The sequence below is a fragment of the Embleya sp. NPDC050154 genome, from assembly GCF_044460165.1.
Taxonomy (GTDB): Bacteria; Actinomycetota; Actinomycetes; order Streptomycetales; family Streptomycetaceae; genus Embleya.
In genome coordinates, this window is sequence record NZ_JBITJP010000004.1 from 109678 (window position 1) to 120163 (window position 10486).

General features: G+C 69.5%; 14 protein-coding genes. 6 read left to right on the plus strand and 8 right to left on the minus strand.

The window, feature by feature from the left end; genetic code table 11:
- Positions 1–143: 143 nt before the first annotated feature.
- The 3 genes from ACIBSV_RS10005 to ACIBSV_RS10015 form a co-directional block, all read right to left on the minus strand.
- Positions 144–353 (minus strand): hypothetical protein, encoded by a 210-nt coding sequence (locus ACIBSV_RS10005; RefSeq protein WP_395861173.1) that lies wholly within the window; start codon positions 351–353, stop codon positions 144–146.
- Positions 354–489: 136 nt separating this feature from the next.
- Positions 490–1092: a DJ-1/PfpI family protein gene (locus ACIBSV_RS10010; protein WP_395861175.1), complete on the minus strand. Its 603-nt coding sequence runs from the start codon at positions 1090–1092 to the stop codon at positions 490–492.
- Positions 1093–1206: 114 nt separating this feature from the next.
- Positions 1207–1848, minus strand: coding sequence for an HD domain-containing protein (locus tag ACIBSV_RS10015; RefSeq protein ID WP_395861177.1), 642 nt, complete (start codon positions 1846–1848; stop codon positions 1207–1209).
- Between the two features lie 71 nt (positions 1849–1919).
- On the opposite strand from ACIBSV_RS10015, the gene ACIBSV_RS10020 reads away from it, so the two are divergent.
- Together ACIBSV_RS10020 and ACIBSV_RS10025 are read left to right on the plus strand one after the other, a co-directional pair.
- On the plus strand, positions 1920–2891 hold the full coding sequence (locus ACIBSV_RS10020; protein ID WP_395861179.1) for a GlxA family transcriptional regulator: 972 nt from the start codon (positions 1920–1922) through the stop codon (positions 2889–2891).
- A 144-nt stretch (positions 2892–3035) separates the two neighbouring features.
- Entirely contained in the window at positions 3036–3707 is a 672-nt protein-coding gene (locus tag ACIBSV_RS10025; protein ID WP_395861181.1) for an NAD(P)H-binding protein, read from the plus strand.
- Between the two features lie 87 nt (positions 3708–3794).
- On the opposite strand, the gene ACIBSV_RS10030 is transcribed toward ACIBSV_RS10025, so the two are convergent.
- Genes ACIBSV_RS10030 through ACIBSV_RS10050 form a run of 5 tightly spaced genes read right to left on the minus strand, consistent with a single transcriptional unit; the run spans position 3795 to position 5902 of the window.
- Complete coding sequence (locus tag ACIBSV_RS10030) at positions 3795–3995, minus strand: hypothetical protein (protein ID WP_395861183.1); 201 nt, start codon at positions 3993–3995, stop codon at positions 3795–3797.
- Complete coding sequence (locus ACIBSV_RS10035) at positions 3992–4414, minus strand: hypothetical protein (protein ID WP_395861185.1); 423 nt, start codon at positions 4412–4414, stop codon at positions 3992–3994. The genes ACIBSV_RS10030 and ACIBSV_RS10035 overlap by 4 nt, the downstream gene beginning before the upstream one ends.
- Positions 4411–5289, minus strand: coding sequence for a hypothetical protein (locus ACIBSV_RS10040; protein WP_395861187.1), 879 nt, complete (start codon positions 5287–5289; stop codon positions 4411–4413). The genes ACIBSV_RS10035 and ACIBSV_RS10040 overlap by 4 nt, the downstream gene beginning before the upstream one ends.
- The gene (locus ACIBSV_RS10045; protein ID WP_395861189.1) at positions 5286–5555 is read right to left on the minus strand and encodes a hypothetical protein; all 270 of its coding nucleotides are present in this window, start codon (positions 5553–5555) and stop codon (positions 5286–5288) included. Before ACIBSV_RS10045 ends, ACIBSV_RS10040 begins: the two co-directional genes overlap by 4 nt.
- Positions 5552–5902 (minus strand): ATP-binding protein, encoded by a 351-nt coding sequence (locus ACIBSV_RS10050; RefSeq protein WP_395861191.1) that lies wholly within the window; start codon positions 5900–5902, stop codon positions 5552–5554. The genes ACIBSV_RS10045 and ACIBSV_RS10050 overlap by 4 nt, the downstream gene beginning before the upstream one ends.
- Positions 5903–6205: 303 nt before the next feature.
- Between ACIBSV_RS10050 and ACIBSV_RS10055 the strand changes: the two genes are divergently transcribed.
- The 4 genes from ACIBSV_RS10055 to ACIBSV_RS10070 form a co-directional block, all read left to right on the plus strand.
- The gene (locus ACIBSV_RS10055) at positions 6206–7099 is read left to right on the plus strand and encodes a helix-turn-helix domain-containing protein (RefSeq protein WP_395861193.1); all 894 of its coding nucleotides are present in this window, start codon (positions 6206–6208) and stop codon (positions 7097–7099) included.
- Positions 7096–7284 (plus strand): DUF397 domain-containing protein, encoded by a 189-nt coding sequence (locus ACIBSV_RS10060; RefSeq protein WP_395861195.1) that lies wholly within the window; start codon positions 7096–7098, stop codon positions 7282–7284. Before ACIBSV_RS10055 ends, ACIBSV_RS10060 begins: the two co-directional genes overlap by 4 nt.
- A gap of 484 nt (positions 7285–7768) precedes the next feature.
- A complete protein-coding gene (locus ACIBSV_RS10065) occupies positions 7769–8941 on the plus strand; it encodes a protein-L-isoaspartate O-methyltransferase (RefSeq protein ID WP_395861197.1) in 1173 nt (390 codons plus the stop codon).
- A gap of 384 nt (positions 8942–9325) precedes the next feature.
- A partial coding sequence (locus ACIBSV_RS10070) for a serine/threonine-protein kinase (RefSeq protein WP_395861199.1) occupies positions 9326–10486 on the plus strand: 1161 nt, incomplete at its 3' end.

Here is a 10486-nt window from a genome sequence, read left to right on the forward strand (position 1 = left end):
GTCGCGGTCGAGACGGGTGAACCGACCCGGGCCTCGAACGTGGCGCGCCGCCGGGCGGTCACAGGGTTCATCCGATCGTCCCGGCGACCCCCGTCGGACGTATGCCGGGCCGCCCGCTTCGGGCGGCCCGACCCGGAATCACCTCACAGTCCGCCCCCGCCGCCACGCATCCAGGCGGTGCTGCCCGAAGCCCGATTGCCCGCCGCAACCGGGTCGTTGCCGGCGTCCTCTCCGACCCGCAGCAGGTCCCGCGACCCCGAGTCGCCCTCGCGTCGGCCGAACGAGAGCACCACGAGCAGTCCGATCACCCCGACCAACGCCACCGAGACCGCGACAAGCAGCAGTGCGTCCATGCCGATTCCCACTCCCCCGAAGTAGCCGTGCCACCAATGAGCTTGCGCCCCTCGACACCGCCCGTAACCGACCACCCGCTGAACCTCCGGTAAAGAAGATGGACGCCGTCCCCAACGGGTCGCGTCGCGCCCGTGGTCACAGTGGTTCGTCGGCCAGGTACGGCGGCGCCGGGTCGTATTGCATGTATCGGCGTACGTCCCGGGCGTGGTCGCGGCCGTGGATCCGGCCGACCAACCACAGGGCGCTGTCGATGCCGGCCGAGACGCCCTGGCTGGTGAGCAGGGTGTCGTCCACGACGTAGCGCGCGTCGCGCACCACCGTGACGTCGCCGCGTGCCTGCAATTCGTCCTCGTAGGCATGGTGCGTGGCCACCCGCCGACCGCGCGCCGGGCCCGCCGCGTGCAGCAGGAACGCACCGGTGCACACTCCCGCGACCCAGTCGGTCCGCGCCGCCGTCCGGGACAGCCAGGTTGTGACGACCGGGTTGTCCGGCTGGACCACGCGCGCACCGCGCCCACCCGGGACGAGCAGTACGTCCAGGTCCGGGTGGTCGTCCAGGGTGCGGTCCGGCAGCACCCGCATGCCCCGGCTGCACCGCACCGGATCGAGGCGTTCGGCGATCAGCACGAGGCTGTCGACCCCACCGCGCAGCAACGAGGAGGCACCGAACACCTCCCACGGCCCGGCGAAGTCCAGTTCCTCCGCCTCGTCGAAGATCAGCACACCGTAGGTCGTCATCGGACCGCCCGTTCGCTCGTGGTCATGGGGATTCCGTTCCGGGGATTTCCGTTCGCGGTCGTTCGGCGCACCGTGTCCCGCCGCGACGCCGCGACCGGGAGCCGACAGCCCCGTTCACGCCCCCCACCGCGAACTCGCCGCCGCCTCCTCCATCTGTGTCCGCCCGCTCCCGTCCCACCCCCGCTCGCGGAGCAGTTCGCCCGGGAGGCTGTAGCGAGGCGCGTTCTCCGGACCGCGCCGGGCGTGCCGGACGATCTCCTCGGCCAGAGTCTCGGCCATCCGCAGTCGAGGGTGCTCGGCGTGGATCGCCCGGGCCTGGGCATCGGTGACACACTCGGTGTCGACGCCGAAGTCGATGGTGATGCCCTTGCGGGTCAGGTATGTCAGGACGCCGCGGCGCTCGGCGATGCCCGCCGAGGTATGTAGCGCGATCGCCTCCCACACCCGATCGACGTCGGCGGACGCGAGCCCGTTGTCGGTCAGGAACGCCGCGGCCAGGTCGGCCCCTTCGACCTCGAATCGCTGCCTTCCCTCGGCGTGCGACGACGTCCCGAGGTCGTGCAGCGCGCAGGCGAGGAACAGCAGGTCGGGGTCGAAGTCCGCGCCGGGGCGCAGCCCTTGGTGCGCGGCGTACAGAGCAGCGAATCGGTAGCTGCGGAAGCTGTGTTCGGCGATCGGCGCCGATTCACAGGCCCGGACGTACTCGATCGCGCGGCGGGCCGTCGGTGTGGTGGGAACGGCGGCGACTGTGTTCATACCCCGACCGTAGACAGTGGGTCGCCGACCAGGGGAGTGACACGATTGCCACGTCTCGATAGTATCGTGCCATGCCCGCCCCAGCCCCGCCCTGCCGACCGCACCGGGTCGTCGTGCTGGCCCAGCCCGGAGTCCTGGCGCTCGACTTCGGCATCCCGATCCAGGCGTTCGGTGATTGGCCGGGCAGCCCGTACGCGGTCACCGTGTGTACCGAGCACCCCGGCCCCGTCCCGGTCCACGGCGGGCCCGCGCTGCTCGTCGAGCACGGCCTGGACGCCCTCGCGCACGCGGACACGATCGTTGTGCCCGGCCTGGTCCCACCCGATCCCCCGTCGCCGCCGCTGCGCACGGCCCTCGCCGCGGCCGCCGCCCGCGGCACCCGCATGGTGTCGATCTGTACCGGCGCGTTCCTGCTCGCCGGCGCGGGACTGCTGGACGGACGACGCGTCACCACCCACTGGCAACGTGCCGCCGAACTGGCCCGGCGCCATCCGTCCGTGCTTCTCGAACCGCAGGTGCTCTACGTCGACGAGGGCGACGTGCTGACCTCGGCCGGCGTCGCGGCGGGCATCGACCTGTGCCTGCACATCATCCGCACCGACCTCGGCGCCACAGTCGCCAATCAGCGTGCCCGCGCCCTCGTCGCGGCCCCGCATCGCGCGGGTGGTCAGGCGCAGTTCATCGCCCACCCCACCCCGCCCGAGCGCGGCGGCGGCCTCGACGAGGTACGCGCGTGGGCGGTACGCCACCTGGACGAGCCGCTGACCGTCGATCAGATGGCCCGACGGGCCCGGCTGTCCCGGCGCACCCTGATCCGGCGCTTCCACGCGGAGACCGGCCTGCCGCCCATGCAGTGGCTGCTCGACGCCCGCATCGACCGGGCCCGCGAACTCCTCGAGGGATCCGACCTGCCCATGGACGCCGTGGCCCGGCAATCCGGCCTCGGTACCCCGGCCAACCTGCGCACCCTGTTCAAACGCCGACTCGGGGTGCCGCCCAGCATCTACCGCGGCACCTTCGACACCGGCGACCGCCCGCTCTGATCCGTCGTTACCGCCCCAACCTCGCGTACGCCCAGTCCAAGCTCGCCGACCCGGTCCTGACCCGACGTCTCGCCGACCTCGCGGCCGAGTGCGGTTGGCCGTTGACGAGCATCGCGGCCCACCCCTTATCCAGGAGAGATCCCAGTGCACGTGCTCCTCTTCGGCGCCACCGGCATGGTCGGCCAAGGCGTCCTACGCGAATGCCTGCGCGACGACCGCGTCACCCGCGTGACCGCGGTCGTCCGGGCACCGCTCCGCACGGCCGACCCCAAGCTCCGCGAGATCGTGCACGCGGATTTCACGGACTTCTCGGCGCTCGCCCCCGAGTTCGAAGCCGTGGACGCGTGCTTCTTCTGCCTCGGGATCTCGTCCGTGGGCAAACGCGAGGACGAATACCGCCGGATCACCCACGACTACACCCTCGCCGCGGCCCGAGCCCTCCCCGCCAACCCGGCGCTCACCTTCGTCTACGTTTCCGGCGAAGGCACCGACAGCACCGAACGCGGCCGCTCGATGTGGGCCCGCGTCAAGGGCCGCACCGAGAACGAACTGCTCGCGATGCCGTTCCGCGCGTACATGTTCCGCCCCGGCTTCATCCACGCGACGCACGGCGAGATGTCCCGGACCCCGACCTATCGCAGGCTCTACGTGGTGATCTCCCGGCTGTACCCGCTGCTGCGCCGGGTGGCCCCCAAGTACGTGACCACGACCGAGAATCTGGGTCGCGCGATGCTCGCCGTCGTGGCACGCAACGGTGCGGGCGAGCGCATCCTGCGCAGCCCGGACATCAACCAGGCGGCGGCCGGCGGGAGTTGATCAACCCCCGGGCCCGAGACCGATGACTGCGGCCCCTTCGACCGGCGGTGGGCGCAACTTGCCCGAATGGCTGGCCCTGTGGCTTCGTCAGGTGTCGAAGCCCGGATCGCGGTGGGCCTGCGGTGTCGCACCTGGTGTGCCGCCACGCGACCACGATGGACGGCCGTGCGGATGCGGGACGTCCTGAAGGTCGACCGAGTCGACGAGGGGAAGGAACGGGCGGAACGTCTCGCGCGGGACGTGCACCGGGCGACCCGGTACGTACGGGCCGAACCGTCGGGCGCTCATCGCGCACTCCCGCCTGGCGTCGGGTGTGGGGCCATGCCCAGGGTCGAGGCCATCGCCTTCCGTAAGCGGTGGCTGTGCGCGGGCGCCACGAGCCTGGCCGCGATGCGCGCCGCGTGGACGGCGGCTCGGATGAGAGCGTCCGTGTCGAGGGATTCCGCTTCGAGGGTCTGCGGGAGATGGGTGAGGTATTCGGCGGCGACGCGGTTGGCGTCGGAGACCGGGAACGCGCGCAGCAGCCCCATGACCGTCGCCTCGGCTTCCCGGGGGTTCAGGCTGAGGACGTCGGCGCAGCAGTGGACGCATCCGTCGCGCGGAGACGAGACGTAGTACTGCTTGGTGTCGCCGTGATGATGCATCCCGGACTTGGGGTACTTGGTGACCTGTACGTCGGGGTCGATGCCTGCTTTCGGGCTGTTCACGAGGATTCCTCGGGGGCCGAGAGGTGCTTCAGGCCCAGCGGGACCAGGACCTCGAACTCGTCGGGACGCACGGCGGCCCACCTCTCCGATTCGGGGGCTTCGGACCCGACGGGACCGGTCGCGGCCGTCTCCACGAGCACGGCGAATACGGCCGGGCTCAGGTGCGGTGCCATGCCGCCGAGCGCGCGGACGAGTCCCCTGTTGTAGTGGGTGGACAGGCCGTGCAATGTCCTGTGTTCGAGCCGGTGGTGTCCGAGGCGGCTGACGATGTCGGCCAGGTTCGCGCCGAACGGCCCGTGGGTCGGCTCCGCCCCGCAGCCGAGCAGCCAGGTGTCACCGGTTTCGGGATCGACGCGGACATCGTCCGGGCCCATCGACCACACCACGGTGCCTGCCGGCGCGGACAACACCGCGTCCACGCCGCTCGGGGGGATCAACGAACGATGGGGGTGCTCCTGCGGTAGGTGGGCTGTCGCCATGAGTGCAACCCGGCGCTGGTCGGCGAACACTCCCAACTCCTCGGTGAATTCTCCCGAGTGGGCGAGTACGGCGGTTCCGTCGTGGATCGGTTCGAAGGTCAGGGCGCGGTGGAGCGCGCCGTCGAGTCGCCCGATGCCCTCGGCGATCGCGTCCAGGTGGCGCGGAGCCAGGGGAAGGGTGGGCGTCGCGGTGGTCCAGGACAGCGGCGCCAGGTTGCCGGTCCAGTCCGGGCGGTGGATGGAGGACACGTCCGCCACGTTCACGCCCTCGACGGGTCGGGCCAGTGCCCACGCACGAAGGCGGGGGAGCAGGTCGACGGTGCGGACCAGGGGCGACTTGCCGGACGCCCGCACGTTGCGGCGACCGTATGCCAAGGGTGGGTTGAACTCGTTCACGCTTGCTCCAGGGGTGGTGGCTCGCGGACGATCACGGTGGTCGCCGCTCCCCAGGGCGCCGAGTCGAAGGGGCGCTCGGGGGTGGCCCGCGGGCTCAACGGGCGTACGACGACGTGGTCGCCGCACCAGCGCTGCACGACGCCGCGGCGACGGCAGGGCGGATCGGGCGAGTGGTACTCGATGACCGAGCCGTAGTCGGGAGGACATGCGAGGTTGGGTCGCTCGGGTCGCTTCGGCTGCTCTGATGGCTCGTTCGGGGTGCTCACGCTGCCGCCAGGATCGCGGTGAAGGTTTGCAGCCCCGGGGTGTGTTCCTCGCACGAGAACGTTCGGGTCAGGCTTCGCACCATCGCCAGACCGCGTCCGCTCTCCGCGTCCGGATCGGGTTCCGCGGGCTCGGGCAGCTCGAACCGAGGCTGGGGAACGACGACTTCCAGAATCATCTCGTTCACATGCTTGCGCCAGTGGATCCTCACCAGCACGCGCTTGCCGGGCGTGAGGCGTGCGTGCGTGTACGCGTTCGTCAGGAGTTCGGCCATCACGAGGACGAGGTCGTCACCGGCCACCTGCCAGGTTCGACAGGCCGCCAGTACACGGGCGCGGGCCTTCTTCACCGGGCGATCTTCACCTGGCGTCAGGGTCAAGAAGCAGGTCGTCGACGTGCAAGGGGCGAGGCGGACGAGACAGACGGAAGCGTCGGAAGACACAACGGTCCCCTTGGAGTTGGGGTGGTCCGATCAAAGGATCTTGTTGCACATGGTGATCTTGCATGTGCTCTGAGTCGCTCGCCGATACAGTTCCAAACCTCGGATGGGTGTGTCAATGAAAATCCCAGAGAGAATTTCACAGACCCTCGAACGAGCGACATCGGCATGTCTGCCAGTGGTGCACAATGAGCCCTCACAGGGAGGGCGGTCATGGGGAGCACACGTGGACCGGTCAGCGGCGGAACCGTTGTCGGGCAGCGCACGCTCGGCGCGATGCTCAAGGCGGAGCGCAAGCGGGAGCGCGGCCGGTCGCTGAAGTGGGTTGTGGACAAGACTCAACAGGCCTTCTCGGTGAGCCGATTGAGCCGTGTTGAGAACGGCGACGCCAAGCCGACGCGCGCTGACGTCAAGCTGCTGCTGAAGCTTTACGGCGTTCCGAAGGAGCAACAGGCGCGCTTCTACGAGCTGTTGCCTGCCGAAGGTGCACTGCCGAAGCCGCAGCTGTGGTACGAGCCGTACAGCGGGATCCTGAGCGCGGATCTCTACCAGCGAATCGCCATCGAACACGAAGCCGTCCGATACCAAGAGCACTTGCCTCTCGGCATTCCAGGACTGCTCCAGACTCGGGACTACGCTGCTCTGACGCAGCATGGCGCCTATCTGGCCATGGGCGCTGACGAGCGCGAGGATCACACGAAAGTGCGCATGCTTCGGCAGGAACGCCTGCACGACCACGAACCCCTCGTGCTGGCGGCCTACATCACCGAGGCCACGCTTTCCTTGACCTTCGGCGCAGGGCCGGAGTTGATGGCAGGCCAGATCCGACGCCTCATCGACGAGGCCGCACACCCGAACATCACGATTCGCATCGTGCCCAACACCGCAGGGTTCAAGGCCGTGTATCCCTGCGGCATCAACCTCTTGGAGTTCGGTGACGCCAGTAGTTCAGTCGTCTATCTGGACGTAGTCGGCGGGAGCGTACTGCGCGACAATGAGCGCGACATCCAACGCACGCTGCGAGTCTTCGAGGAACTGGACAGGCAGGCGTTGCCTCAGGAGGAGTCACTCGAACTTCTCCACCGAAAATTGAGAGAGATCACGTGAGCCAGAACAAGCACCCACTTGCGCCGTGGCGCAAGTCAACCTATTCGGGCGAGGGCAATGGGTGTGTCACCGTTGCGCCGCTCGACGTGACCATCGGTGTCAAGGACAGCAAGCTCAGCGACAGTCCGGTTCAGGAGTTCGCGCCCAGCGCATGGACGCAGTTCCTGCGCGACGGCATACGCTGAGGACAGACCGGCGGAGTTTCGCGCCAAGGTTCGCAATCAAGAGGACGGCCCCTGGCGTAGAGGGGCTGTCCTCGTCTGCGTCACCGTACTGTCCGATTCCGACGGCGGAGGGGACAGCCGTGGATTCGTCGGGTGAAGGTGGACCTCTACGGGCTGATGGCCCGGGCCTGTCTGCGGCAGAATTGATGACGGTGGGTTGTGTTCTCCTAGCCGATCGTGATTGACGGGCCGGGCGTGTCGCCCGTACGTTGCCGGAGAGCACTCTTCCGCCCGCACCAGGCCGCATCCGCAGTGACTACCGACGCGACAGCGCGTTTCGTCCCAGGGATGCGGCGAGGCCCCCAGGGAGGGAACGCGTGGGAGACCACGACGGCGGCAGCGCGCCGATCAAACCGGCCAAACCCGACCCGAGTCCCAAGCCAGGCGACCCGCACCCTGATGGCAGCTCACCTCCTGGCCCGGGGAAGCACAAGAAGGACGACAAGTGACGACGCGGGGGGTCGGCGCGTATCTCGCGTCCATCGACGCCATGCCTTCCGGATGGGAGCACGCGTTCGCCGCCGTCGAGCGGGCCGACTTCCTCCCGCGCCGCGTCTGGTCGTTCGACGTCGCCACAGGCACCTACACGTCCGTGATCGACCGCGATCGCGACCCGGTCGCCTGGCATCGAGCCGCGAACAGCAACGCGCCCTTGGTCGTTCAGTGGGACGACGGCACACACACCGGTGACGAACCCGGCGAACTCGCCTCCTCCTCGGCGTCGATGCCGTCCGTGGTCGCCGACATGCTCCACGAACTGGACGTCACCGGCGGCGAAACCGTCCTCGAAGTGGGCACCGCCACCGGCTACACCGCCGCGCTGTTGGCCGCCCGCGGCTGCCGTGTCGTCACGATCGAGATCGACCCCGTCCTGGCCGCACAGGCCCGCGCCAATCTGAACCGCACCCCGTACGCCGATGCCGTCACCGTCGTCACCGGCGACGGCGCACTCGGCCATCCCGCGGGCGCCCCCTACGATCGCCTGCACATCACCGCCGGCGTACGCCACATTCCCCCGGCCTGGATCGACCAGGCCCGGGACGGCGCGATCATCCTCATGCCCTGGGGTACCGACTACAGCCCCCACGACCAGGCCCTCAAGCTCACCAGGATCGGCCCCGGACGTGCCTGCGGACCGTTCACCCAGCCGCTGTCGTTCATGAAACTCCGCGACCAGCGCCGTGAGTTCCCCGAGACGTCGTTCCCCGACGACTGGCCGGAAACGTCCCGCGAATCCGCCCCCGACATCGACGTCACCGACACCATCGGCGCGGCCTACGAACCCGTCGAATTCGTCATCGGCCTCCACGTGCGCGACTGCGTCCCGCAGCAGGTTGAAGGCACGCTGTGGCTGTATGCCCCCGACACCGGTAGCGGGGCATCCATCGCCGCCGTCTCCTATGCGGAGGGCTGCAAGTCCGCCGCCTACGAGGCGGGCCCTCGGGACCTGTGGGGCGAGGTGCAAGCGGCCTATCACCGCTGGGAGGACGCCGGGAAACCGGCCGCCGACCGCTTCGGGCTGACCGTCATCGCAGACCGAGAAGGCCGGGTCGAACAACGCCCCTGGTTCGGGTCGCCCGACGTGGAACTGTCGATCCACCATCGACCGCCCCTCTGACGGATCGATCCGAAAGAGCACGTCGGCGTGCCGGACGTTCCGGACCTGTTCGCGATAGGCCGGCCGCCGAGCGGAGAACGCGATTCGAAGGACCCGCCGGCGGTCGCCACCCTGCGGACGGTGCAGCCGCGACGGCGCCACCCGCTCGAACAAATCCCACAAATCGTCCGGCGGCAACCGCTCCGCAGGCGTCGCCACACCGGATTACGACGGACCCGTGCCGAGGAGACGGGTTCCGCCGTCGGTGGCACCCCCGAATCCGCGGCCACAGGGAACAAGGTCCAGCGACCACGGTGGGGGCCACCGGGGTGTGAGATCTTCGGTGTGGTCTCGCGAGGGCGGTTCCGGTTCGACGGTGTGGTGCACCGCTCGGGGGAGTTGATGGTGGCTGTGCGGGTTTTGGGCGTTCGGTACGAACTCGTCGCGTTCGTCGGACGAGGCGGTATGGGCGAGGTGTGGGAGGGCCGGGACCGGGTGATCGAGCGCCGCGTCGCGGTCAAACTGCTGCCGTACGACCGGCACGACACTTTCGGCGCGGACCTGTTCTTCCGTGAGGCCCGCACCGCGGGCAGGTTGAGCCACGCGGGCGTGGTGACCGTGTTCGACCTCGGGCAGGACCCCGACGACGGAACCCTGTACCTGGTGATGGAGTACGTCACCGGGCGGGACGTGGGTGCCGTGCTTCGCGAAGACGGCCCCGGCCCGGTGGCGACGGCGGCGGACTGGACGGCGCAGACGGCCGCAGCGCTGCACGCCGCCCACACCGCGGGGGTCGTGCATCGAGATCTGAAGCCGGCGAATCTGATGCTCGGCCCGGACGGTCGGATCAAGATCCTCGACTTCGGCATAGCCCGGTACATGGCGGCCACGCACAAGTCGAGCAAGGTCATCGGCACGTTGGCCTATATGCCCCCGGAACGGTTCGACGGTCTTCCCGGGGACCCCCGCTCCGACCTGTACTCCCTCGGCTGTGTCCTCCACGAACTCCTCACCGGGCACACGCCCTTCCAGGCCGTCGGCGCGGTCGCGATGATGGCCGCCCATGTACACGCGGCCCCGGTGGCACCGGGCCGCACCCGGGCCGGCGTTCCGGCCGCGCTGGACGACCTCGTCCTGGCGCTGCTCGCCAAGGACCCCGATCACCGTCCCGCGTCCGCGGCCGAGGTCCACCAACGACTGGCCGAACTCCCCACCGGCCCCGGCATGTCCGGGGCTGCCACTGTGCTTTCCGGTGCCGGTTGCGATGCCGGGGCTGCGTTGGTTGCCCCACCTCTCGCGCCGCACCCGCCGTTCTGGTTCGCGGTGCCCACCGTGCGATCACTGTCCGACCCGGTGACCGGGGACGAGACCCGGTCGCTCGTCCCCGGCGACTGGTACCTGACCGTGGCGCGACTCGAAAGGGGATTCCTCGTCGAGGTGGACGGAACACGAGGCGTCCTGGCGGACATCGGCGGGATCGAGTACGGCCACGGCAGCCCGCCGCCCCGGATCGCGGGGCCGACGTCGGCGAGGTGCCTACCGCCGTTCTGGTTCGCGGTGCCCTCC

What these genes read in the sequence shown, in the direction of transcription:
- ACIBSV_RS10005 (WP_395861173.1), bottom strand. Translation starts at nt 353, where the DNA reads ATGGACGCACTGCTGCTTGTCGCGGTCTCGGTGGCGTTGGTCGGGGTG.
- ACIBSV_RS10010 (WP_395861175.1), bottom strand. Translation starts at nt 1,092, where the DNA reads ATGACGACCTACGGTGTGCTGATCTTCGACGAGGCGGAGGAACTGGAC.
- ACIBSV_RS10015 (WP_395861177.1), bottom strand. Translation starts at nt 1,848, where the DNA reads ATGAACACAGTCGCCGCCGTTCCCACCACACCGACGGCCCGCCGCGCG.
- ACIBSV_RS10020 (WP_395861179.1), top strand. Translation starts at nt 1,920, where the DNA reads ATGCCCGCCCCAGCCCCGCCCTGCCGACCGCACCGGGTCGTCGTGCTG.
- ACIBSV_RS10030 (WP_395861183.1), bottom strand. Translation starts at nt 3,995, where the DNA reads ATGAGCGCCCGACGGTTCGGCCCGTACGTACCGGGTCGCCCGGTGCAC.
- ACIBSV_RS10055 (WP_395861193.1), top strand. Translation starts at nt 6,206, where the DNA reads ATGGGGAGCACACGTGGACCGGTCAGCGGCGGAACCGTTGTCGGGCAG.